This is a genomic window from Acinetobacter genomosp. 33YU, assembly GCF_001990725.1.
Taxonomy (GTDB): Bacteria; Pseudomonadota; Gammaproteobacteria; order Pseudomonadales; family Moraxellaceae; genus Acinetobacter; species Acinetobacter seifertii.
In genome coordinates this window covers 25,106-47,825 of sequence record NZ_LFZQ01000010.1, presented here as the reverse complement: position 1 = coordinate 47,825, position 22,720 = coordinate 25,106, and the positions used below count along the sequence as shown (strand labels likewise).

Here is a 22,720-nt window from a genome sequence, read left to right as displayed (position 1 = left end):
AATATCCTTTTATTTTTTATTAATTTTTCTGGATCTGAACCGTACCTATATCCTCGCCATCTCCCCAACGAGTACAAGTATTCATCCCATCAATTTTCACTGTTTTATTTGATGCTTGAGCCATCATTAATAATGCCAACTGTCTTTTACCCGTTGTACTATTTTCATTTTTAATCATCATATAATTGCGGTCTTTTGCACAACTTGGTAAATCGCCAGAACGACTACCTATGATGTCTACCCAGACTAGACCATCCACTTCACGAATGTTAATAGAGGAAACTTTCCCCATATAGGTACTTGAAAATGCATTAGTTACAAATAAAATTTGAGTAAAAAAAACCATAATTAGAAATATTTTTTTCATTCCAATTCTTTACTTTTTGTTAAAATTACACATAAAATACATTCCATTAAATAAAATTACAATATCCACATTATTTACTCACACTTAAGGATTTAAAAATGATGGAATAGAAATTTTAGTTTTTTCGCTAATAACTTTTAGTACATCAACATATCCAAGCGAAAAGGAAACGAGTAAGCAACTGTAGATATAGGAGTTCTTAACGTTGATAAAATTGGCTTATAAATTTATTTAAGACGATTGTAGGCTCTAAATAATTTTATAGTTTTTTTATTGACCAATGAGTACAAAATTTCAAGATCAACTAAATAGAGTTAGAATCAATGCTTTATTACTGTCTGTTTTTTAGTTAACGTTTTTATATTAAAATTCAAATATATAGTACAAAAACAAGACAGTAAATTTTGCATAGTTAAACATCTAGTAATGTAATGGAAAACTAAATGAAAAAATTTTTACTATATTTAACGATTGTATTCACTAGTATTCAGACTGCTAATGCAGAACAAGATTACGTGAGCGGAACTATAACTAGAATAACAAGTGTAACAGCTGGGCTTTTAATAAAATTAGAACCGGGAAACCTTCCAGATGTTTGTAAGAATAAAACTGCTTATGGTTGGATGCTTATTCCTCAGGCCCGTAAGACTATAATTGCCGTAACACTATCTCAATGGTATCAAAAAAAAAGAAGTGTAACTGTTTATGTTGATAGAGATTATTCTAATAATCCTAGTTTTTGTACCGTACAACAAGTAGAGCCTTTATAATTATGAAAAAACTATTATTTTTTGTATTTCTAACATTATGTTTTAATACTACTTTATTTGCAGCTGAAAGCGTAGTGGGTAGAAGAATCGTAGATATTGGCTGCCATGCAGACTCTAGTATATGCTATGTTAGTTTATCAGGTAATCCTTTCGGTGAAACATTAGGTTGTGCTGTTTCTAAAACAAATGAATTTAGATTTGAAAATGTTGAGACACCTCATGGTAAACGTGCATATGCTTCATTATTATCTGCTTTTTTAGCAAAAAAAACTGTAGATGTTTATCTGGCTGGCTGTACCTCACAAGGACATCCCAATTTAGTATTCTTTCACATTCGTTAAAATTATTAAAAGATATTTGAGTTTTAATTATTTATAATTATCTTATAAATTTTATAGTGAAAAATAGGGAATATAAAATTCATCTTTTATATTTCCTATTTTTAATTTACTGAGTAAATTTAGATTATTTATAGAAGTTAAAACTCAAAAGCGTTCTTTTTAAAAGCCCTCCCCCAAAACCACTCCAACACCTCATCCCGTTCATCCAAACTGTTAGAGCTTAAAACCTGTAACAGCAAACCATCGATCAGGTTTACCACCATATTGGCATCGAATTTTGGCTCACGAGTTTCCCCGCTAAAAATCAAGTCAAAAATTTCATGGCGCAGCCACTTTCGGTATTCAACCGCCATACAGTAAGCCTTCGGATAAAGCAGTTTTATTTCAAAAATAGCTTTAAGTAAAAGGTTATACAGGCTGCTCAAATTGGTATGTAAGACAATAATTGCTTTGAGTTTGTCTTTTGAAGTGTAGTAACGGCTTGAGTAAATGATGGAGAGCACTGCTTCTTTCAGCAGACTCTTTTGAAAGGCGATGCACATTTCAATTAAGCGTTCTTTCGAGTGGAAATAGTTATAAAGCGTACCTTTGGCGATTTTGGTTTCTTTAGCAATCAGGTCGATGCCTGCATTGTGGAACCCATGCATCGTAATGAGTTGTATGGTGGTTTGAACAGCCAGTAATTTTTTGGAAGAGGTTTCTAAGTAATTTCGCATAGTTTTACCGTTTTAAATTCTTGTTGTGTCTAAATGAGATAAAAAGCCTGTGCCCTTTTTGGGAGAAAAAAAGGCACAGCAAAGCCGCAAGACGGTGCTTGGCACATCTCAAGTTTTGTTGTTGCTAAGTTTTAAGTAAAAATGACTTAAAGCCTGAAAACCCTATGGCGTTCAAGCTGCTGTAATTTTTTAAGCTGTGTTGTTATAACTTTTGGCGCGGAGTGCCAAAAAATAATGGATGTGCATAGCCAACTCCTGATTATTGGAGTTCTGCCAGAGCATTTTTTTGGACTTATGGTGGCAGAACGAAAGGGGGTTAGCAGACTGGCTCAAGACCCAGCACACCCGAAGGTGTCCCCCTTCCGTCCTACCGCTACAAAAAGGGGGACGAGTGAGTCTACATCAAAAAAATGAATTTTTTCAATGTTCTTGAGCACGGTCTGCTAAAACCGGCTGGCAATGTGGCCAGCACGCAAAGCATAATCTGAGAGTTTAGAAGTGTCAATGTAGCTTTTATGACAAGTATTTAAATTTCTTATTGTTTTTCATTAGATTAACTTAATTATTATTTTATATATTATATTTAATTGTATTTATTCATTTTTTAAAAAGAGCCAGATACGGTAAGCTAAACCGCATGAATTTTACTTTTTGATTTTGAATATTTTTTAGAACTTTACGAGAACATAAATGAGAAGACTATCTTCAAAGTCCATTTTAATATTAACAACTGGGTATTTATTGAATGGTTGTAGCCAAGGCCCTCTTCCATTAGAAGTTACGCTACATCAAGATTATGTATGTGCATTTACCAACAACCCTAAAAAAACGCATTATTCTTTTGATAATAAATTTTTGATTTTTGTGGCGAAAGCTGACTATACAAACGGCTACAAAAGCACCTATGAGAAAGAATATTCAAATGTTCCTTTGCCAATAGAAGAGAAAGATTGTGTAAAAATTCCTCTAAAGACATTTGAAAAGAATGTGGCTTATGACATTACTTTAGACATATACAAAACTTTCGATACACGTATTTGTGTAGTAGAACAGAACAATAAGCTAGAAATCCGAGAGCCTGAACCCGGTGAAACAACTTGTAAATAGGTTTGTTCCTAGGCCCTCATTTCGCTATTTCAGAAACAACAAAACGAGTAGGATTAGACAATCTCGGTCTGCCCCACTTGGTGATAAGCGCGGTTAAAGTAAACCAAACTTTGATCATGCTGGCTTTGTTTAATCGCCACAATCGGACATATAAAAATCGTATGTGTACCGACTTGTTGAATTTGTTCAATCTCACAATCGAAACTGACCAAAGCATCATCTAACACAGGTGAACCCGTTTCTAACTCAATCCATGCGCCATGTTTAAAGCGCTCTTCTGGTGTGAGTTTAGATGAAAATGCTTTTGAAATATGTTCGTGGTGTGCGCCTAAAACATTCACAGTTAAGATTTTGTTATCTAGGAAATGTGCATGTGAGCTCGCAGATTGGTTCATACACACCAATAATGTCGGCGGTGTGTCAGTCACACTACAAACAGCAGAGGCAGTAAATCCAAAACGGCCAGACATGCCTGCCGTAGTCACAACACTAACCGCACTTGTGAGTAAAGACATTGCATTTCTAAAGTCTGTTGCTTGAACCATGACATTATTCCTAAATTGAACCGTACCTTGTCCTGTGTGTTTGCTATACCGCCCAACTCCATCAGGAAGGTACTATCGACATGCGTTCTGATTAGAGCGACATGTAGTAAGTAAAATGAGGGTTACTTGTTTGATTATCAACTGCCATCAAAAAAGTAACCCTTTATACCACTTATTGGTAAGTATTAAGCAGTAAGTTCAAAACCAGTGAGTTCTCGGCGAACGATTTCTGCACCTGCCGTTAACGCATTTAACTTGCCACGTGCCACTTCACGTGAAAGAGGTGCCATACCACAGTTTGTGCAAGGGTAAAGCTTGTCAGCATCTACAAACTGAAGCGCTTTACGAAGTGTATTCGCCACTTCTTCTGGTGTTTCAATTTGGTTAGATGCAACATCAATCGCGCCAACCATGACTTTTTTACCGCGAATGAGTTCGAGTAAATCGATAGGCACATGTGAGTTGTGACATTCTAACGAGATAATATCGATGTTAGATTTTTGCAGTTTCGGGAAAGCTTCTTCGTACTGGCGCCATTCCGAACCTAATGTCTTTTTCCAGTCAGTGTTGGCTTTAATGCCGTAACCATAGCAAATGTGCACCGCAGTTTCACATTTTAGACCTTCAATTGCACGCTCTAAAGTCGCAACGCCCCAGTCATTTACTTCGTCAAAGAAGACGTTAAATGCAGGTTCGTCAAACTGAATAATGTCTACACCAGCAGCTTCTAACTCACGCGCTTCTTGGTTCAAAATTTTAGCAAATTCCCAAGCAAGTTTTTCACGGCTCTTGTAATGACCATCGTAAAGTGTATCAATCATGGTCATTGGGCCAGGTAATGCCCACTTAATTGGTTGATCAGTTTGCTGACGTAAAAACTTCGCATCTTCAACAAACACAGGCTTTTGACGAGACACCGCACCTACTACAGACGGTACACTTGCATCGTAACGGTCACGAATACGAACAGTTTCGCGCTTCTCAAAATCTACGCCATTTAAGTGTTCAATAAATGTAGTCACAAAGTGTTGGCGAGTTTGTTCACCATCGCTGACAATGTCGATGCCAGCAAGACGCTGTTCGTGCAACGCTAAACGTAGCGCATCTTTTTTACCTTCAAGCAGACCTTCGTTTTCGAGTTTCCACGGCGACCAAAGCTTTTCAGGTTCTGCAAGCCAAGACGGTTTAGGTAAGCTGCCAGCAGTTGAAGTCGGTAATAATTTTTTCATGTTAAATGACCCGTATGTTGATTAATTAGGAGCGTAATTAGCAGACCACTGCTCAAGAATCGCTTGGTATGGTTTGATAAATTGCTCTTCAACAAACTTCCCCTGCTCTATAGCCAAACGGCTACGTTCTTCACGGTCATACACAATTCGAGTAAGTGAATAATCTTCGTGTTTCAAGCTTGGTTGATAAGATTTTCCAGCCACTGAATTTGCGTTGTAAATTTCAGGACGGTAAATCTTTTGGAATGTTTCCATGGTACTGATGGTACTAATCAACTCAAGGTTGGTGTAATCACTCAACAAATCACCAGTAAAATAGAACGCTAACGGCGCAACGCTATTTGGCGGCATGAAGTAGCGAACTTTTAAGCCCATTTTTTGGAAATATTCATCGGTTAATGAATAGTCTTCTTGCTTATATTCCACACCCAAAACAGGATGTTCATTTTCAGTACGGTGGTACTCTTTAGTCGTCGAAACGCTTAAGCAAATCACAGGTGCCTTTTTAAAGTTGGCTTTGTAAGTTTCAGAGTTAATAAAGCTCTTAAACAAGTTGCCGTGCAATTCACCAAACTTTTCTGGCGTACTAAACGTAGATTTGTTTTTGTTGTGATCTAACAAAAGCACACTAAAGTCATAGTCACGTACATAAGACGAGAAGTTGTTACCTACAATACCTTCAATGCGTTCATTGGTTTTCTTATCAACAATATTGGTTTTCAATATTTCGATGAGAGGAAGTCCACTAGTACGGTTTTCGGCATCAATATTCATTTCAACTGAAATGATTTCAAGTTCAACGCCATAGCGGTCGCCTTTAGGGTTGTCCCAATGAGCTAAGGCATTGAAACGATTGTCGATCATCTGCAATGTATTGCGCAAATTCTCTTCGCGGCTCATCCCTCTTGCCAAGTTAGCAAAGTTGGTTGTAATACGTGTATTGTCTGCTGGACGATAGTTCTCATCGAAACAAATACTCTTAATCGTAAATGTAAATTCTTTACTCATTTTGATCAGTACCCTAATTTCTGAGATAAACCTAAATAAAAACTTTTTGCTCTTTTTAAACTTTCCAGACTTGTCAGATTTGTGCCTTGTGGTCTTATCAAAAGTGAATTACTGGAGCGCTTCAGAGCATGGATAGATTTATACCGCAATCAGAACATGAATAAAAATGATTTAGTCTCATTCAAAACTGAGTGAAATTCATGTTTAGGGTTTAATAAATAAGTAGGAAGTTAAATATTTTTCATCTTAGGGGTTTTGAGACAGCACAAACGAGACATACGTCGCTCTCGTTTTAATGCCTGCATTTTCTATAATTTATAATTATTTTCAATTACTTAACCATTTATCTTTAAATAAAACTGCTCAACCTAAAGTAATTTATGTTGAATCTCTCTCATCTCTGCTTTTAACCATTCTAAAAATATGGTTTTGCGTAGGTCTTCCTCAAAAGCACGATGAGAAAGTAAAAAATAGGCTGAATTATCTTGCACAACAGGTGAAATTTTTTGCAGTAAGTTCCACTCAAGCTCTTTTTCAATCATATAAATTGAGATGACTGTAGCTCCGAGTCCCGCCAAGCAACCTTCTAAACATAGATAAAAATGTTCAAGCTCAACTTTGGTGTAGCCTTTTAAGCTCTGCTTTAACTCAGCAATACGACTCATGTTTTTGAAAAAATTTGGTCTAGAAGTCGAAATGAGTAAGTCGTTGGTTTCCGATGGTTTAGTTGGTTGAACTAAAGCGATATATTCATCGGCAATCTTTTCGCTATAAATATGCGCTCCCCAATCAAAGTCATTTCGGCGAATCGCGATATCAATATTATCTTTTTCAAAGTCGACCACACCGCCTGCGGTAAGTAACACAACCTCAAAATCATGACCGAGCTTTTTAAATTTTGAGAGCCGTGGTATGAGCCATTTCATGGAAAGAGTCGGTTCGCACGACAAAACCAGTTGTTTGTTGTAAGTTTTGGGTTGGCTGAGTTCTATTAAACATTCATCGAGTTGACCAAAAACTTGATGGCAACAACTCAATAAAATTTCGCCCTGCTCAGTCATCACAAGTGTTTTATTTTTACGGTCAAACAAAGTGGTATTTAAAGCTTCTTCCAAATTATAAATCTGTTTACTGACCGCACTTTGCGTCACAAATAATTTCTTTGCAGCTAAAGTCACGCTGCCATACTTCGCCACAAAGTAGAAAAATTTTAGTGAATTCAGCGATATTCTTTCGATCATTCCAAAAACTCATAGATATGTAGTCGTTTTTATCGATTTTTATTTGTAGGTTTCTGTTCAAAAATAAAAATCATCTTGGTTAAACCCCATTTTAGATGATGAAAAACATATTGAATATCGATATCTATCTTCGAAAACCTGAAGCCCCAGCATCTCTTACAAAAAGAATAGCAATTTTAAGTAGTGTTTTCGCTCTCTTACATACATTCCAAAAAGTACAGATGAACTCCCTCGTTTTCTGTGAGGATATAAGATAATGGCAGAGTTTATTGCAGTTATTTTAATCACGATTTTGGCAGTGGTAAGCCCCGGCGCAGACTTCGCGATTGTGACTAAAAATAGTTATCTGTATGGCAGAAAAATAGGTGTGTTCACTTCACTAGGCATATCGCTTGGCGTGTTAGTACATGTGTCTTATACGCTAATAGCGGTTGCCTTTGTGATGGCTTATACGCCACAAATTTTGACTATTGTTAAGTATATTGGCGCGCTTTACCTGATCTATATTGGCTATAAAACTTTTACTCAAAAACCAGTTTTAGACGCTGTTGCTTTAAACGCTATAGGTACTTTGCAAGCCATAAAATACGGCTTTTTTACCAACGCTCTGAACCCTAAAACCACGCTATTTGTAATTAGTACCTATACGCAAATCGTGAGTTTAACCACACCTGAAAGCGTTCTTTTGGCTTATGGCTTTTTTATGTCTTTTGCCCATTTTGTATGGTTTTCACTGGTGGCAGTGCTTTTCTCTTCAATACTGTTGAGACAAAAAATGTTAGCCAAGCAAGTACAGATTAATAAGGTGATTGGCTCTATTTTATGTGTATTGGGTGTAGTTCTGCTTTTTACTAAGTTTCAGTAAAGCCGCTTAATTTTTCAGAACCTTTTTAATGCATTGCTGTTAATATAAAAATACATGATAGATTTTCCAATCCTTCATATCTCTATAAATCAAGGATGATGAGCGAATACATTTATTATGGAAATCAAGCAAATAAAGTATTTTTTGACAGTCGTTGAATCGGGCAGTATTGGTAAAGCTGCCCAAAAACTCGATGTCGGTGCTTCGGCGATTAGTCAGCAAATTAGTAAGCTCGAACAAGAGCTAAGCATTCGCTTATTACAGCGTAATGCTTTTGGCGTGACCCCAACACCTGCTGGCCTTGCCTTTTTAAAGCACTCGCAACTTATTTTGCGTCAGGTAAATTTTGCCATAGATGCTGCGCATTCGGCACGCTTGTCAGGTCATGTCAGCCTTGGTTTTCCACCGACCATTACCGCTTTGATTGGTATCCCTTTAATGAAACTGATGTCTGAACGCTATCCAGACATTCGCTTAGAGATTGTGGAAACCCTGTCAGGTAATCTCATTCAGTACATTAACTCGCGTCAGCTTGATATTGCCATTATTTTTACTAATGAGATTGATAAGCAATGGTCGATACAGCCCTTGGTACGCGAGCAAATGTATTTAATGGCGCGCAAAGAAGTGCTCGAAAAATACGGTCTAGCAGATTGCATTAAAAGCGGCATTATTCAGTCTCAGCAAATTGGCGATATTCCGTTAGTGTTGCCACGTCAGCGTCATAGCTTACGAAAGCTGCTTGAACACAAGATTGGACAGCTTAATGTCGTCTATGAAATTGATGGCTTACACTTACTTATGGACAGTCTGATTCACCTTGACCTTGCTAGTGTTCGCCCCGGAAGTGCTTGCTTGCAAGAGTACAAACATAAGCTGCAATTGCTTAAGGTGATTGACCCAGAAGTGGAACGAATTAACTACTTAGTGAGCCTTGCCGAAGAAGAATTATCACCCGCTGCACTTGCTGCCAAGTCAGCCATTAAGGCATGTGTGAAAGAGTTGATTCAAAACCAAATTTGGCCATGTTCTGAAATTATTGTTTAAAGGGTCATTAATTTTTCTAAATACCTAATTAATTTTCGCCTCTCACTCCTTCCTGCTTTTTAAGATTACATTTTCATCTGAATGATAAGTGGTTTTCTGTTTATCGAAATATAGATGTGTAGTTTTAACTGGAAACAAGGCATCACATTTTCTACCAAGGACACCTTTAAATCTCATCTCTAACCCATTTCCTATTTAGGTTTATTGATTGAATCAATTTACGTCCAAACTTTGAAGATCGTGAATGTTTCCATTTTGTCAGGCCAAGGAGGTCTCCAATGGATGTCGTTAATAACCGTAGGGCTACTTTTAAAAAAATATTAAATGTAACAAGTGGCAACTTTTTAGAACAGTACGATTTTTTTCTTTTTGGTTTCTATGCCACTTATATCGCAGCAAAATTTTTCCACTCTGAAAATGAATATGTCTCTTTAATGATGACATTTACCGTGTTTGCTGCGGGCTTTCTTATGCGTCCTCTCGGCGCTATTTTCTTGGGCGCTTATGTCGACAGAATCGGTCGCCGTAAGGGTTTGATTGTGACTTTAAGCCTGATGGCTATCGGTACGATTTTAATTACCTTTGTACCGGGTTATGACACCATCGGTATTATGGCCCCTATTTTAGTGGTTATTGGCCGTCTGTTACAGGGCTTCTCGGCAGGTGTTGAATCTGGCGGCGTGTCGATTTACCTTGCAGAAATTGCAACCGATAAAAACCGTGGTTTTATTACTAGCTGGCAGTCTGGTAGCCAACAAATTGCGGTCGTGTTTGCAGCGTTATTTGGTTATTGGCTCAACACCGTTTTAACTCATGCACAAGTGAGTGAATGGGGCTGGCGTATTCCTTTCTTAATTGGTTGTTTGATTATTCCTTTAATCTTCTTATTCCGTCGTACTTTAGAGGAAACTGAAGCATTTAAAGCGCAAAAAACTCACCCTTCAACCAAAGAAATTTTTAGCACACTGGCGAGTAACTGGCGCATTGTACTTGCAGGTATGATGATGAGTGCCATGACCACCACCACGTTCTACTTTATTACGGTTTACACCACAGTATATGCAAAACGTACTTTAGAAATGTCGGTCACAGACAGCCTGTTAGCAACCGTGTTTGTGGGTTTATCGAATTTCTTCTGGTTACCAATGGGTGGCCTACTTTCAGACAAAATTGGTCGCCGTCCAGTGTTAGTGGGTATTACCACACTTGCGATCTTTACCAGTTATCCAGTTTTAAGCTGGTTGGTGAGCGATATTAGTTTTTCAAACTTACTGATCACGCTTGCTTACTTCTCGTTCTTCTTTGGTATGTACAACGGGACTATGGTGGCAACGCTTGCCGAAGTAATGCCAAAACGTGTTCGTACCGTTGGCTTCTCTTTAGCGTTCAGTCTTGCAGCCGCTATATTTGGTGGTATGACGCCAATGGCATGTACTTACCTTGTGGAAAACACAGGCAATGCAAGCACACCAGCGTTCTGGCTCATGCTTGCTGCGGTATGTAGTCTCATCTCAAGCTTGTATTTATGTCGCGGTTCTAAGCAGAACAAATCTGACGCGATTGCTGAACCTGCAAAGGTTAGCGCTTAAAACAACTAACTACTTAACCTGAAATTTTAATGAACAGTACGGCGCATGTTGCAGCCGTACTGTGCTCTCCTGTCATTAAAAGTGAGATACTATGAAAAAGTCCCCTATCTTCATGACCATCTGCCTAGCTAGTGCAGGCTTAGGTTCAACGCTTGCTAACGCAGATACCCTCGAAGTGATTAGCTCTGGCGGTTTCTATTCATCTATGGAAAAACTCATTCCAATATTTGAAAAGCAAACTGGTCATACCGTGCATCTCTCGTCTGGTTCATCAATGGGTGCATCGCCAACTGCAATTCCAAACCGTCTCGATCGTGGTGAACGTTTTGACATGGTGGTCTTGGCTGCTCCTGAACTCAGTAAGCTTGCAGAAAAAGGTTATGTCGACCCAAATTCACAAAGTGCTTTAGTCAATTCAAGCATTGGTATGGCTGTACCTAAAGGTGTACCAAAGCCAGACATTAGCTCTGCGGCAAAGTTTGAAAAAGTTTTATTAAATGCTAAACACATCGGCTATTCGGCAAGTGCGAGCGGTACGCATCTTGAAAAAGATGTTTTCCCAAGCTTTCCACCTGTCGAGTACAAAGTGATTGCTGGTAAAGCAGAAAAAGTAGTCGGTGACCGCGTGGCAAAACGTATTGCTGAAGGTCAGTTTGATATTGGTTTCCAGCAAATTAGTGAAATCAAACCTTTTACCGGCCAATATGGTCAAGTTGAATTAGTCGGCCCAATCCCTGCACCGTATCAAAAAGTGACGGTATTTGCGGCAGGCATTGGTAAAAACTCTGAACATGCAAAAGTCGCAAAAGAACTTATTCAATTCGTGAAATCGCCTCAAGCGACACAAATTATTGAAGAACAGGGTCTTGAGCAGGTTAAACAATAAAAGCTCTAAAAGGCAGCATTTTGAGAGGATGTTGCCTTTACTCTTTGAGCGGTTTACACAGCACAATAGAACAAAATGTAGAGCAATAAACCAGTGTAGAATAATGAACAAAGGACAATGTAGTATTTGCCGTGGAACTCAAACAATTAAAGTATTTTATTGCAGTGATCGAGTCAGGAAGCTTAGGTAAAGCTGCAAAAAATCTCGATATTGGAACTTCTGCATTAAGTCAGCAAATCTCAAAATTAGAAAGCGAGCTTTCTATTCGCCTTTTACAACGCACCGCTTTGGGTACGGTTCCCACCCCTGCGGGCTTAGCTTTTTTTCAACAAGTGCAACTGGCACTTAGACACCTAGACCATGCCATAGACTCTGCGCATTCTTCACGTTTAAGTGGCCACGTCACCGTCGGTTTTTCGCCGAGTGTTGCGTCTGTTATTGGCACGCACTTTTTAAAACTCATGAGAAACCGCTATCCCGACATTAAAGTCCGTCTCATTGAAGGCTTATCGGGTGACCTCAAGGCATTAGTTAATGCGAGGCAGCTCGATGTTGCCATCATCTTTAGTGACGATGTCGACCCACAGTGGGCCATACAACCTTTAGTCAAAGAACAGATGTTTTTAATCTCGCCTAAAGAAGTGCTGAGTCAGTACCACCTTGAAAGCTGCATAGACACTCAAACCATTACTCATTCACAGCTTAAAGAACTTCCGCTAATTTTACCAAGTCAACGACATGGTCTGCGCTTGTTGCTCGAACAGAAAATTCATCAGCTTAAAGTGGCCTATGAAATTGATGGGCTGCATTTGTTAATGGAAAGCATTAGCCAACTCGAAATGGCAACCATCCAACCTGCGGGCGCATCGTTAAACTCAAGGCAAGACCTATGTTTACTGCGTGTTGTAGAACCTGCTATTGAGCGTATTAACTATTTGATTAGTCTGTCTGAAGAAGAACTCTCGCCTGCCACCTTAGCCACTAAAGTAGTGATTCGTGCTTGTGTGACCAACCTAATTAATGAAAAGCGTTGGCCCGGTGCGAAACTCATAAACACTTAAGCGTTTAGTGTTTATTTTTACTAAACACCCATTCAAGTTTAGCCTCTCACTGCATCTTCCCTTTTAAAGCTAAATTAGCCATAGCTGAGAAAGGGAGAAATCCATGCATGATGTGATTGTAATTGGTGGTGGGAATGCCGCACTGTGTGCCGCACTCACAGCAAAAGAAAGCGGAGCTTCTGTGCTTGTCATAGAAGCAGCGCCTAAAGAATGGCGTGGTGGTAACTCACAACACACTCGTAACCTTCGTTGCATGCATGATGCTCCTCAAGATGTATTGGTCGATGCCTATCCGGAAGAAGAATATTGGCAAGACCTACTTAAAGTCACTGCTGGAAAAACCAATGAACACTTAGCTCGTCTGGTCATTCGTAGCACGGCAACATGTCGTGACTGGATGCGTAAACATGGTGTGAATTTTCAGCCGCCACTATCGGGTGCTTTGCATGTTGCACGTACCAATGCCTTTTTTATGGGTGGCGGTAAAGCCCTCATTAATGCGTATTACCGTAGTGCCCAAGAACTTGGCATTGAGATTTTATACAACACAAAAATTAAAGATCTAAAGTTAAACCAAGGACATTTTGAAGCTGCAATTGCTGAGGATGGCCGTGTGTTTAAAGCGAAAAGCTGTGTATTGGCCGCAGGTGGTTTTGAGTCAAATCTGGAATGGTTAAGAGAAGCATGGGGACAAAATGAAAACGGCGAATGGCCTGCCGATAATTTCATTATTCGTGGAACCCGCTTTAATCAGGGCAACTTGCTCAAATTTATGATAGATCAAGGCGCCGATATTATTGGCGACCCGTCGCAATCGCATTGCGTCGCTGTAGATGCACGCGCACCATTATATGACGGCGGCATCTGCACTCGTATTGACTGCGTTTCTTTGGGTATTGTGGTCAATAACAAAGCCGAACGTTTTTACGATGAAGGCGAAGACTTCTGGCCAAAACGTTATGCGATTTGGGGGCGTCTTGTAGCTAAACAGCCGCAGCAAATTGCCTATTCGATTATCGACTCAAAAGCCATTGGTCGCTTTATGCCACCTGTGTTTGCGGGTGTGAAAGCAAATAGCATTCAAGAACTGGCCGAAAAAATCGGACTAGATGCAAAAACCTTATGCCACACCGTAGAAGAGTTTAATCAAGCTTGTGTGCAAGGCACCTTTAACCACACAGTTTTAGATGACTGCACCACCAAAAATATTGTTCCCAACAAAACCCATTGGGCCGTTCCTCTCGATCAACCACCGTTCTATGCCTATGCGCTTAAACCCGGCATTACCTTTACCTATTTAGGCTTAAAAGTCGAAGACGATGCTGCTGTGCGTTTTAACAATAAAGCCAGCCGCAACCTGTTTGTCGCTGGTGAAATGATGGCAGGTAACGTACTCGGTCAGGGTTATACCGCAGGGGTCGGCATGTCGATTGGCACAACGTTTGGACGCATTGCCGGAAAAAATGCAGCCCACTATGCACTTTCACAAGGAGTTGAACATGAATGCTAGTACTAAAGCCCTGATTCCAGTTGTTCAGCTCTCTGACCATGAGCAGGAAGTTCAAAGAGCGCTACAAATTTGTAATGCTTGTCGCTACTGCGAGTCATTTTGTGCTGTATTTGCGGCTATGACCAAGCGTCTTGAGTTTAATCAAGCCGATATTCATTACCTCGCAAACCTGTGCCATAACTGTGGTGCATGTTTACATGCTTGCCAATATGCCCCGCCGCATGAGTTTGGTGTAAATATTCCAAAAGCGATGGCACAAGTACGTTTAGAAACTTACCAAGAATTTGCGACCCCTCAGCCTTTAGGTCGACTTTATAAATCGGTGGGTATTCCTTTTGTCTCAGCTTTAACACTTATTTTCTTTTTTTGCATGTTAGCCGTAGTGTGGTGGAAAGGCACTGACTTATTTGCAGGTTACCAAGGTAATTTCTATGCGATTTTCCCGCATAACTTTTTAGCAGTATTGTTTGGAGCGACCTTTACAGTTGCGATTGTTTTACTCGGTATTGGAATTAGCAAATTCTGGCGACAAACCTCTAAAGTCATTCACGGCAAAGTTGAGAAACCAGACCTAGTTCAAGCTACCCAAAACGTATTAACACTTAAATATTTAGATGGCGGTCATGGCAAAGGCTGTAATGAGCAAGATGACCGTTACACACAAATCCGCCGTGTGTTCCATCACCTGACGTTTTATGGCTTTATGCTCTGCTTTGCAGCTACAGGTGTAGCGACTTTATATCATTATTTTCTTGACCTACATGCACCTTATCCTTACCTAAGCTTGCCTGTCATTTTAGGAACTTTGGGTGGAATCGGCTTAGTTGTTGGACCATCTGGCTTGCTTTATTTAAATCTTAAACGTCATCCGTTGCATGGTGACCGCGAGCAAAAACCAGTAGATCGAGGCTTTATCTTCCTTCTACTTATCGTTAGTGCTTCAGGGCTAGCACTTATGGCATTTCGCAATACCCCTTACATGGCACTTTTACTGATTTTCCATTTAGCTACAGTCATGACGTTCTTTATTACCATGCCATTTGGAAAGTTCGCACATGGTTTTTACCGTAGCGCTTCTCTACTCAAATTTGCCATCGAAGAACGTATTTCGAAGAAGTCATAATTTCATTCAAAAGTATTCACTATCTTGGCGTAGTGAATACTTTCATTTTTTTAAGCTCAAAATACTTCATAGCTTGCCTACTTTTTACTATTTAAAATTCCCAAGCCATAAATTGGCCACTTGGTACTCGCTTTAATATTATTAATCAGCATCGCCACCAAAACTAAAGACACTGCACCGACCAAAACAGGAAAAATTAAGAAACTCCACTGGTAGTGTATGCTACTCGCGGTCAACAAAATAACTAAAGGATTGGCCCCAGCAGGTGGATGAACACACTTAAACACTTGCATGAGTGCAATAGCACAGCCCACTGATAAAGCAATTGTAAAAATAGAAACACCGACAAATTTTAGAAAAAACAAACCCACAAAAGCCGAGATAAGATGCCCAAATATAATATTTCTCGGCTGCGCCAAAGGTGACTGCGACACGGTATATAGCAATACACAGGTCGCACCAAATGGCGCCATGATAAAGATATTATGTGTGAGCTTACTCAACCACAGAAGTATAAAAATACTGAGCGTCCCCCCAACAAGGCTTCTTAAAATATCAATTTTATTGGGCGATGGAGCCAGTTTTTCTTTGCCATAAAAGATCGAGAACATGGTTTTTTCCTCAAACAGACATTGCTTTTTAAAAAGCATATAGATAAAATTTCAAATAGTACAGATCTGTACTATTTTATTTTTTGGAAAAGTTTTATGTCAAAATCTGCCTTAAAAATATTAGATACAGCCGAGAAGTTATTTAACGAAAATAGTTTTGTCGGGGTGGGTGTCGACCTGATTCGCGATGAATCTGGCTGCTCTAAAACCACTATGTACACATACTATAAAAATAAAAACCAACTGGTTAAGTCTGTGCTCGTTGCACGTGATGAACGGTTTAAGCAAAGCCTTTTGGGTTATGTTGGAGATGCAACAGGGTTAGAGGCCATCAATAAGATTCTGGATTGGCACACCAATTGGTTTAGACAAGATTTTTTTAAAGGCTGTTTATTTGTAAGAGCAGTCGCTGAATCTAACCAAGATGATCAAGACATTATTTCTATTTCTAAAGCCCATAAACAATGGATTAAAGTGTTGATTGCGGAAAACTGCAATATACCCAATGGTGAAGCTTTATCTGAACTGATCTATACGGTGATTGAAGGCTTAATTAGCCGCTTTTTAGTCGACGGTTTCGATGAAACACTTGCGATAAACATGAAAAATTCTATTAATCAATTATTTAATATTCATCAACATTAGTATGAGAGCTTAAAATGGAAGTGGACCATATTTTTATTTGTGTACAATCAGGCGCTCCCGAAGCTGAAACTTTAAAAAAATTCGGTCTAACAGAAGGTTCATCCAACAAGCACCCGGGTCAAGGTACCGAAAACAGACGCTTTTTCTTTAAAAATAGCTTTATCGAATTAATCTTTTTAAATAACCCAGAAGAAGCCTCAAGTGATCTCACCAAACCTACTCTGCTTTTTGAGCGACTAAATACTCAAAATAATATTGTGTCCCCTTTTGGTATTTGTTTTCGCCCTAAAAATAAAGATGATAACAGCGCAAAATTTCCTAATTGGGTTTATAGGCCAAGCTATTTACCAGCCAGCTTAGAAGTAAATGTTGCCAAAGACTCTGTTGTATCTGAACCGATGTGGTTCTTCCTTTCATTTGCTTCACGACCAGACCTTGCTGCAAAAGAAAAACAACAACCGCTTGTACATAGCAAAGATTTATCAGAAATCACTGCGATTAAAGTTTCTGTTCCAAACCTTGAACAGCACCCGACTTCATTACTGTTCAATACAGTTGATAATTTTGAAGTGACTGATGGATCGGAGCATTTAATGGAAATTAGTTTTGATCATGAACCTCAAGGAATGATTCATGATTTTAGACCAGAGCTGCCACTTATTTTTAAATATTAAAGCGCTTACTTTTTTTGATAAAAAACTGTGATTTATGGCAAATCACAGTTTTATTTAAATTGAATCACATTAAAAACGGCAATAGCTTAAGCAATTTTTCCATCAATAATGCCTTTCTCTTTTAGCGCAGCCAGTTCTTCTGCTGTTTTAAATCTCGATAAAATTTGAGCGGTATGTTCACCTAACTCTGGCGGTGCATGATGATATTCAACTGGAGTATCAGATAACTTGATTGGTGAGCCAATGGTTTGGAAGTTTTCATTTAAACGATGAGGAATATTCACCACCAAATTACGATACACAATTTGTGGTTCAGCCAAGGCATCTTCAATAGAGTTGATTACACCTACTGGAACTTTAAGCGCATGAATCATGTCGACCCATTCTTTGGCAGTTTTTTGCAAAAAGTGCTCGGACAATAAAGGAATCAGTTCATCTCGATATTTGACGCGGTCTTGGTTACGGACAAACTTTTCATTTTCGAGTAACTCTGGATAACCAATTGCAATACATAAATCTTTAAACTGTTTATCGTTACCACAAGCAATAATAAATTCTTTATCTTTGGCCTTAAAAGTTTGATACGGCACAATACTCGGGTGTTGATTACCCATGCGCTGTGGGGCCTTACCAGAAGCTAAATAGTTCATTCCCTGATTTGCCAGTGCCGCGACCTGTACATCAAGGAGCGACATATCAATATACTGACCGCGGCCTGTGTGCGAGCGTGCAATCAAAGCCGCCTGAATCGCGATGGTGGAATACAATCCAGTTTGAATATCTACAACAGCCACGCCAACCTTTTGCGCACCACCACCTGCCACATCATCAGGCTCGCCAGTAATGCTCATCAGACCTGACATACCCTGAATAATAAAATCATAGCCGGGTTCTTCTGCACGTGGGCCATCTTGCCCAAAACCGGTAATCGAGCAATAAACAATGTTCGGGTTCAGCTCACTTAAGGAAGCATAGTCCAAACCATATTTAGCCAAAGACCCTGTTTTATAATTTTCAATGACCACGTCGGCAGTCATGGCAATTTCATAAATTAAGGCCTGACCTTCTGGCGTGGTAATGTCCACCGCAACTGAATATTTATTGCGGTTGGTACACTGGAAATAACCAGATTCACGAGTCATGTTTCCATCTTGATCGGGCATCCATGGTGGCCCCCACATACGGGTGTCATCACCTACTCGAGGACGTTCAATTTTAATCACTTCCGCGCCAAGATCTGCCAAGATCTGTCCGCACCACGGCCCTGCAAGCACACGGCTTAAATCTAAAACTCGAATTCCTTGTAATGCACCCATAACGATACCCTTATCTTTTTAGAAGGTGCTCAAAGCACCTTCTTGTCATTGTTTATGATTGTTTTTGTGGATCGTATTGACGATCTTTAATAAATAATCCCGGCAATACACCCGCAACAAAATACGCAGCGCCCATCACAATAAAGGCCATGGTAAACGTACCGCCCGATGCCAAGAAACCAATCGTGGCTGGTGCAATCGCAGCCCCAACACGACCAATGTTATAGGCACCGCCAATGGCTGTTCCGCGTACATCGGTTGAAAAACTTTCAGCCATATAAGTCGCGTTCACACCATATGGAATGCCATATAAGAAGCCAAAAGTAATTAATAAATATAAAATATTGTCAGGGGTGTTAAAGAAAATAATGATTGGCAAGAACACGGCGCTGGCTATTGTTCCAAACACAAAAACAGCACGGCGGTTAAATTTGTCAGCAAGATAACCCGCTAAAATTTTGCCTAGAATCATTGCTGTATATGAACCCACCATATAACTGGTTAAATTTTTAAAGTTCATATGTACTTCTGTTTCTAAATAACTTGGCATCCAGTTGTTAATGCCGTAATAACCAAACTGTAAGAAAAATGCTGTCGTCATCCACAACAAAAACATTTTACGGTGCTTAAAGTTATTAAATATTTGCTTATAAATACTGCCACTTTTAGGCTTTTCAGCCACAACCATTTCTTTAGGTTGTCTGTTGCCTTGCAAGCTTTCAATTTTAGTGAGCTGCCAAGATTTTGGTTCTGGCACAAATCGTTGTAGGAAAATATTAACAAAAGCAGGCACTACGGTCAGGAAGAATAAAACACGCCAGCCATGATCTGGAATAATTGCCCCTGCTAATAGCGTCGCAGCAATATAACCTACAGTCTGACCCGTCTGTAACGTGCCCAAGACCGTTGTACGGTAAGTGGTTGGCACATATTCAGCCATAAGAGTATTACAGGCCATATAGAGTGCTCCAATACCCAAAGCACCAATAAAACGTAAAGCCATAAATTGCTCGAAGCTTTGCGTAAAGCCTAATAAACAGGTCGCTACCGAAAAGAAGGTTACAGAGTTGGCAATAGTTCTTACGCGACCAAACTTGTCACATGCCCAGCCACCCAAAATACCGCCAATACCCATACCTGCCAAAGAAGCACTACCTAATGCGCCTGCCTGAAAGGTACTTAAACCAAACTCTGCCTTTAAGCTGGTCAAGCTATAAGACAGCAGCATAATATCAATGCCATCGACCACCATCGCAAAATAGGCAAATAACAACGCCCATTTCCATGTATGAGGGCCAATCTTTTCATATGTTCCAAGGTTACTTGGAAATGTATTTCTTAATTCTTTCGATATTACTTGAACGTCATTGTTCATCTTTAGTTCCTCATTTTCCCAAATGAGTCATCGATAGCTTACTTATGTTTTCTGTATGACTTAATCTTCTATATTTTCATCATCTTACATTTGGTTTTAAGTACACAGACGCGTATCTTTACATGAGTATCCTTACGATGAATCTTGTCATTTTCCATAAATTTTTGCGTAAAAATCCCTAAAGGTGCTCTCGAAAGAACACCTCTATCTTTTAAAAAATTAATGAGTTAGTTACTAAATGCGGCAATGCCTGTTTGTGCACGACCTAAAATCAAGGCATGAACATCATGTGTTCCTTCATAGGTATTTACGACTTCAAGATTGACCAAATGACGTGCCACACCAAACTCGTCACTAATGCCGTTTCCACCCATCATGTCTCGTGCCATACGAGCAATATCAAGCGCTTTCCCACAGTTATTACGCTTAATGAGAGATGTGCCTTCAACTGAGGCAATACCTTCATCTTTCATACGACCAAAACGTAAAGCTGCCTGTAAACCCAAAGCAATTTCAGTTTGCATATCTGCGAGTTTCTTTTGAATCAATTGATTTGCCGCCAACGGACGACCAAATTGTTTACGGTCCATGGTGTATTGATGTGCAGTATGCCAGCAGAACTCGGCAGCACCCATTGCGCCCCATGCAATGCCATAACGAGCACTGTTTAGACAGGTAAATGGGCCTTTTAAGCCTCGAATTTCAGGGAATGCATTTTCTTCAGGTACAAAAACGTTATCCATCACAATTTCACCCGTAATGGATGCACGTAAACCGACCTTGCCATGAATGGCAGGCGCAGATAAACCTTCCCAGCCCTTTTCCAAAATAAAGCCGCGAATATCACCCACATTACCTTCAGCAGAAACTTCTTTTGCCCAGACTACAAATACATCAGCAATTGGGCTGTTGGTAATCCACATTTTTGCGCCACTTAAACGGTAACCACCGTCAACTTTTTTAGCACGAGTAATCATACTGCCCGGGTCTGAGCCATGATCAGGTTCAGTCAAACCAAAACAACCAATGTATTCACCCGTAGCTAGTTTAGGTAAATACTTCTGCTTTTGTTCTTCAGTACCAAATTCATGAATCGGCACCATCACCAATGAGCTTTGCACACTCGCCATGGAGCGGTAGCCCGAGTCGACATATTCAATTTCACGCGCAACCAAGCCATAACTCACATAGTTCAAACCCGCGCCACCATATTGCTCAGGAATAGTTGGACCCAGTAAGCCAAGCTCTCCCATTTCACGAAAAATAGATGGATCTGTTGTTTCATGACGAAATTGTTCAAGTACACGTGGTTGCAAGCGTTCTTGGCAATAGGCATAAGCCGCATCACGAATCATGCGCTCATCTGGACTAAGCTGTTGCTCAATTAAAAATGGGTCTTGCCAGTTAAATTGAACTTTTGCTTTTTTTGTTGTCACCATGTGATTCATCGCATCCTCTGCTTGATTTGATCTTCTTTATTTAACTCGATGTTATGCGTGAAAAATGCAGTAATCAAACGATAAATGTTCATGCAGATATGCGACTTACGCATATTTAAAATAAGAAAGTTTAAATTTAGATATTTAATTGGTTGTATTTCATTAAAAATGGCTTATTTTTATACTAAACTCGGATATCTGCATTTAGGTCATATGCTGTTTTGAAATATGACGACAAATAAAAGGATTTATTTATGCGACGAAGTATCCCGTCCATTCAGGGCCTGATTTGCTTTGAAAGTGCAGCAAAACATCTAAGTTATACCTATGCTGCACAAGAGTTATGTATTACCCAAAGTGCAGTCTCTCGCCAAATTCAGCAGTTAGAAGATTTCTTGGGCGTTGAACTCTTTATACGTACTCGGCATGGTGTTGAACTCACGATTGCTGGTCAGCAGTATTTTAAAAGTATTAAGCCCTATTTATTAGGCTTAGAGAAATGTACGGCCGATGTGATTTCTCATAAGGGTTTAGGTGGAACATTAAAGTTAGGCGTAGTTCCTACCTTTGCAACACGCTGGCTATTACCCAAGCTCCATCTTTTAAATCAAAAACACCCTGAAATTACCGTTCATTTAGAAACCAGTACTAAACCTTTTTTATTTAATGATAACATTTTTGATGCTGCGATTTTTGCAGGTACGCAGCAGCAAATTGACCACTGGCCCGGCATACAAGCACATTATTTAATGGATGAAGAAATTGTACCTGTATGCTCATCAAGGCTAATCGAAAAGTATTTTCCAGATGCTGTGATAATTAATGAAAATACCTATGATTTAAGCCCAGAAGATTTATTAAAAATCCCTCTCCTACAACAAACCACTCGGCCTAGCATTTGGCAAGAATGGTTTCTAACTCATCAGATGCAGCACCCGAAACCTTTTGATGGACAACGCCATGAGTTATTTTCAATGCTTGCGGTTGCCGCCAGTCATGACATGGGAATGGCTTTAATTCCACAAATGTTGATTGAGTCTGAACTACAAAAAAAGGAACTGGTGATTGTTTCCAATAAAAAACTAAAAGGCAGCCGAAAGTACTATCTCATTCACTCAAGCCAAGACATAACCCCAACCATTCAGAAATTTGTTGAGTGGATTTACCAAGAGCTAGAACAACTAAAGAGCAGTACAAATTAGCTGAGCCACTTTGTGCGATCTATACGCATAAAAAAAGATTGTGATTAATGAGA

At 39.5% G+C, this 22,720-nt stretch carries 23 protein-coding genes; 13 read left to right on the top strand and 10 right to left on the bottom strand.

Annotation, left to right across the window (positions count from 1 at the left end; genetic code table 11):
- Window positions 1–19 precede the first annotated feature (19 nt).
- Entirely contained in the window at window positions 20–292 is a 273-nt protein-coding gene (locus AC056_RS12900; RefSeq protein ID WP_213033497.1) for a hypothetical protein, read from the bottom strand.
- Window positions 293–810: 518 nt separating this feature from the next.
- On the opposite strand from AC056_RS12900, the gene AC056_RS12895 reads away from it, so the two are divergent.
- Together AC056_RS12895 and AC056_RS12890 are read left to right on the top strand one after the other, a co-directional pair.
- Window positions 811–1,137 carry a hypothetical protein gene (locus tag AC056_RS12895; protein WP_031982499.1) on the top strand — a complete coding sequence of 109 codons (327 nt, stop codon included), beginning with the start codon at window positions 811–813 and terminating at the stop codon, window positions 1,135–1,137.
- 2 nt (window positions 1,138–1,139) lie between these two features.
- Window positions 1,140–1,478: a hypothetical protein gene (locus AC056_RS12890; RefSeq protein WP_077163831.1), complete on the top strand. Its 339-nt coding sequence runs from the start codon at window positions 1,140–1,142 to the stop codon at window positions 1,476–1,478.
- A gap of 137 nt (window positions 1,479–1,615) precedes the next feature.
- Here AC056_RS12890 and AC056_RS12885 read toward each other — a convergent pair whose 3' ends face one another.
- Complete coding sequence (locus AC056_RS12885) at window positions 1,616–2,194, bottom strand: TetR/AcrR family transcriptional regulator (protein WP_077163895.1); 579 nt, start codon at window positions 2,192–2,194, stop codon at window positions 1,616–1,618.
- A gap of 690 nt (window positions 2,195–2,884) precedes the next feature.
- On the opposite strand from AC056_RS12885, the gene AC056_RS20080 reads away from it, so the two are divergent.
- Window positions 2,885–3,301 carry an NF045616 family extracytoplasmic (lipo)protein gene (locus AC056_RS20080; RefSeq protein WP_139344658.1) on the top strand — a complete coding sequence of 139 codons (417 nt, stop codon included), beginning with the start codon at window positions 2,885–2,887 and terminating at the stop codon, window positions 3,299–3,301.
- A gap of 53 nt (window positions 3,302–3,354) precedes the next feature.
- Here AC056_RS20080 and AC056_RS12870 read toward each other — a convergent pair whose 3' ends face one another.
- The 4 genes from AC056_RS12870 to AC056_RS12855 all read right to left on the bottom strand — a co-directional run bounded on the left by AC056_RS12870 (window position 3,355) and on the right by AC056_RS12855 (window position 7,324).
- Window positions 3,355–3,846, bottom strand: coding sequence for a flavin reductase (locus AC056_RS12870; protein ID WP_000249487.1), 492 nt, complete (start codon window positions 3,844–3,846; stop codon window positions 3,355–3,357).
- A gap of 185 nt (window positions 3,847–4,031) precedes the next feature.
- Complete coding sequence (locus AC056_RS12865; protein WP_077163830.1) at window positions 4,032–5,075, bottom strand: methionine synthase; 1,044 nt, start codon at window positions 5,073–5,075, stop codon at window positions 4,032–4,034.
- 21 nt (window positions 5,076–5,096) lie between these two features.
- Window positions 5,097–6,083, bottom strand: coding sequence for a DUF1852 domain-containing protein (locus tag AC056_RS12860; RefSeq protein ID WP_000031350.1), 987 nt, complete (start codon window positions 6,081–6,083; stop codon window positions 5,097–5,099).
- 368 nt (window positions 6,084–6,451) lie between these two features.
- Window positions 6,452–7,324 carry a LysR family transcriptional regulator gene (locus AC056_RS12855; RefSeq protein ID WP_077163829.1) on the bottom strand — a complete coding sequence of 291 codons (873 nt, stop codon included), beginning with the start codon at window positions 7,322–7,324 and terminating at the stop codon, window positions 6,452–6,454.
- A 256-nt stretch (window positions 7,325–7,580) separates the two neighbouring features.
- Here AC056_RS12855 and AC056_RS12850 point away from each other — a divergent pair, with 256 nt between their 5' ends.
- The 7 genes from AC056_RS12850 (at window position 7,581) to tcuB (ending at window position 15,405) form a co-directional block, all read left to right on the top strand.
- Window positions 7,581–8,189 carry a LysE family translocator gene (locus tag AC056_RS12850; RefSeq protein ID WP_077163828.1) on the top strand — a complete coding sequence of 203 codons (609 nt, stop codon included), beginning with the start codon at window positions 7,581–7,583 and terminating at the stop codon, window positions 8,187–8,189.
- A gap of 117 nt (window positions 8,190–8,306) precedes the next feature.
- Window positions 8,307–9,236: a LysR family transcriptional regulator gene (locus AC056_RS12845; RefSeq protein ID WP_004703620.1), complete on the top strand. Its 930-nt coding sequence runs from the start codon at window positions 8,307–8,309 to the stop codon at window positions 9,234–9,236.
- 278 nt (window positions 9,237–9,514) lie between these two features.
- On the top strand, window positions 9,515–10,825 hold the full coding sequence (locus AC056_RS12835) for an MFS transporter (RefSeq protein ID WP_004703623.1): 1,311 nt from the start codon (window positions 9,515–9,517) through the stop codon (window positions 10,823–10,825).
- A 91-nt stretch (window positions 10,826–10,916) separates the two neighbouring features.
- The gene (locus AC056_RS12830) at window positions 10,917–11,711 is read left to right on the top strand and encodes a substrate-binding domain-containing protein (protein ID WP_213033493.1); all 795 of its coding nucleotides are present in this window, start codon (window positions 10,917–10,919) and stop codon (window positions 11,709–11,711) included.
- A gap of 131 nt (window positions 11,712–11,842) precedes the next feature.
- Entirely contained in the window at window positions 11,843–12,772 is a 930-nt protein-coding gene (locus AC056_RS12825; RefSeq protein ID WP_077163826.1) for a LysR family transcriptional regulator, read from the top strand.
- Window positions 12,773–12,875: 103 nt separating this feature from the next.
- Window positions 12,876–14,282, top strand: coding sequence for an FAD-dependent tricarballylate dehydrogenase TcuA (gene tcuA / locus AC056_RS12820; RefSeq protein ID WP_077163825.1), 1,407 nt, complete (start codon window positions 12,876–12,878; stop codon window positions 14,280–14,282).
- On the top strand, window positions 14,272–15,405 hold the full coding sequence (gene tcuB / locus AC056_RS12815; RefSeq protein ID WP_077163824.1) for a tricarballylate utilization 4Fe-4S protein TcuB: 1,134 nt from the start codon (window positions 14,272–14,274) through the stop codon (window positions 15,403–15,405). Before tcuA ends, tcuB begins: the two co-directional genes overlap by 11 nt.
- Before the next feature lie 77 nt (window positions 15,406–15,482).
- On the opposite strand, the gene AC056_RS12810 is transcribed toward tcuB, so the two are convergent.
- Window positions 15,483–16,016, bottom strand: a complete 534-nt coding sequence (locus tag AC056_RS12810; RefSeq protein WP_139344657.1) for an HPP family protein — start codon at window positions 16,014–16,016, stop codon at window positions 15,483–15,485.
- Between the two features lie 96 nt (window positions 16,017–16,112).
- On the opposite strand from AC056_RS12810, the gene AC056_RS12805 reads away from it, so the two are divergent.
- Both AC056_RS12805 and AC056_RS12800 read left to right on the top strand, forming a co-directional pair.
- The gene (locus AC056_RS12805) at window positions 16,113–16,661 is read left to right on the top strand and encodes a TetR/AcrR family transcriptional regulator (protein WP_014208449.1); all 549 of its coding nucleotides are present in this window, start codon (window positions 16,113–16,115) and stop codon (window positions 16,659–16,661) included.
- Between the two features lie 14 nt (window positions 16,662–16,675).
- Window positions 16,676–17,335, top strand: a complete 660-nt coding sequence (locus tag AC056_RS12800; protein WP_077163823.1) for a VOC family protein — start codon at window positions 16,676–16,678, stop codon at window positions 17,333–17,335.
- Window positions 17,336–17,421: 86 nt separating this feature from the next.
- Here the strand turns inward: AC056_RS12800 and AC056_RS12795 are convergent, their stop codons facing one another.
- The 3 genes from AC056_RS12795 to AC056_RS12785 all read right to left on the bottom strand — a co-directional run bounded on the left by AC056_RS12795 (window position 17,422) and on the right by AC056_RS12785 (window position 21,474).
- Window positions 17,422–18,651: a CaiB/BaiF CoA transferase family protein gene (locus tag AC056_RS12795; protein WP_077163822.1), complete on the bottom strand. Its 1,230-nt coding sequence runs from the start codon at window positions 18,649–18,651 to the stop codon at window positions 17,422–17,424.
- A 52-nt stretch (window positions 18,652–18,703) separates the two neighbouring features.
- Window positions 18,704–20,026 (bottom strand): MFS transporter, encoded by a 1,323-nt coding sequence (locus AC056_RS12790; RefSeq protein ID WP_077163821.1) that lies wholly within the window; start codon window positions 20,024–20,026, stop codon window positions 18,704–18,706.
- Between the two features lie 227 nt (window positions 20,027–20,253).
- Complete coding sequence (locus AC056_RS12785) at window positions 20,254–21,474, bottom strand: acyl-CoA dehydrogenase (RefSeq protein WP_077163820.1); 1,221 nt, start codon at window positions 21,472–21,474, stop codon at window positions 20,254–20,256.
- A 245-nt stretch (window positions 21,475–21,719) separates the two neighbouring features.
- Here AC056_RS12785 and AC056_RS12780 point away from each other — a divergent pair, with 245 nt between their 5' ends.
- Window positions 21,720–22,667: a LysR substrate-binding domain-containing protein gene (locus AC056_RS12780; RefSeq protein ID WP_077163819.1), complete on the top strand. Its 948-nt coding sequence runs from the start codon at window positions 21,720–21,722 to the stop codon at window positions 22,665–22,667.
- Window positions 22,668–22,720: the final 53 nt, after the last annotated feature.

Excerpts from the sequence above, each read along its gene's own strand:
- AC056_RS12900 (WP_213033497.1), bottom strand. The coding sequence starts at position 292 with ATGGGGAAAGTTTCCTCTATTAACATTCGTGAAGTGGATGGTCTAGTC.
- AC056_RS12895 (WP_031982499.1), top strand. The coding sequence starts at position 811 with ATGAAAAAATTTTTACTATATTTAACGATTGTATTCACTAGTATTCAG.
- AC056_RS12890 (WP_077163831.1), top strand. The coding sequence starts at position 1,140 with ATGAAAAAACTATTATTTTTTGTATTTCTAACATTATGTTTTAATACT.
- AC056_RS12885 (WP_077163895.1), bottom strand. The coding sequence starts at position 2,194 with ATGCGAAATTACTTAGAAACCTCTTCCAAAAAATTACTGGCTGTTCAA.
- AC056_RS20080 (WP_139344658.1), top strand. The coding sequence starts at position 2,885 with ATGAGAAGACTATCTTCAAAGTCCATTTTAATATTAACAACTGGGTAT.
- AC056_RS12870 (WP_000249487.1), bottom strand. The coding sequence starts at position 3,846 with ATGGTTCAAGCAACAGACTTTAGAAATGCAATGTCTTTACTCACAAGT.
- AC056_RS12865 (WP_077163830.1), bottom strand. The coding sequence starts at position 5,075 with ATGAAAAAATTATTACCGACTTCAACTGCTGGCAGCTTACCTAAACCG.
- AC056_RS12860 (WP_000031350.1), bottom strand. The coding sequence starts at position 6,083 with ATGAGTAAAGAATTTACATTTACGATTAAGAGTATTTGTTTCGATGAG.
- AC056_RS12855 (WP_077163829.1), bottom strand. The coding sequence starts at position 7,324 with ATGATCGAAAGAATATCGCTGAATTCACTAAAATTTTTCTACTTTGTG.
- AC056_RS12850 (WP_077163828.1), top strand. The coding sequence starts at position 7,581 with ATGGCAGAGTTTATTGCAGTTATTTTAATCACGATTTTGGCAGTGGTA.
- AC056_RS12845 (WP_004703620.1), top strand. The coding sequence starts at position 8,307 with ATGGAAATCAAGCAAATAAAGTATTTTTTGACAGTCGTTGAATCGGGC.
- AC056_RS12835 (WP_004703623.1), top strand. The coding sequence starts at position 9,515 with ATGGATGTCGTTAATAACCGTAGGGCTACTTTTAAAAAAATATTAAAT.
- AC056_RS12830 (WP_213033493.1), top strand. The coding sequence starts at position 10,917 with ATGAAAAAGTCCCCTATCTTCATGACCATCTGCCTAGCTAGTGCAGGC.
- tcuA (WP_077163825.1), top strand. The coding sequence starts at position 12,876 with ATGCATGATGTGATTGTAATTGGTGGTGGGAATGCCGCACTGTGTGCC.
- tcuB (WP_077163824.1), top strand. The coding sequence starts at position 14,272 with ATGAATGCTAGTACTAAAGCCCTGATTCCAGTTGTTCAGCTCTCTGAC.
- AC056_RS12810 (WP_139344657.1), bottom strand. The coding sequence starts at position 16,016 with ATGTTCTCGATCTTTTATGGCAAAGAAAAACTGGCTCCATCGCCCAAT.
- AC056_RS12805 (WP_014208449.1), top strand. The coding sequence starts at position 16,113 with ATGTCAAAATCTGCCTTAAAAATATTAGATACAGCCGAGAAGTTATTT.
- AC056_RS12800 (WP_077163823.1), top strand. The coding sequence starts at position 16,676 with ATGGAAGTGGACCATATTTTTATTTGTGTACAATCAGGCGCTCCCGAA.
- AC056_RS12795 (WP_077163822.1), bottom strand. The coding sequence starts at position 18,651 with ATGGGTGCATTACAAGGAATTCGAGTTTTAGATTTAAGCCGTGTGCTT.
- AC056_RS12790 (WP_077163821.1), bottom strand. The coding sequence starts at position 20,026 with ATGAACAATGACGTTCAAGTAATATCGAAAGAATTAAGAAATACATTT.
- AC056_RS12785 (WP_077163820.1), bottom strand. The coding sequence starts at position 21,474 with ATGAATCACATGGTGACAACAAAAAAAGCAAAAGTTCAATTTAACTGG.
- AC056_RS12780 (WP_077163819.1), top strand. The coding sequence starts at position 21,720 with ATGCGACGAAGTATCCCGTCCATTCAGGGCCTGATTTGCTTTGAAAGT.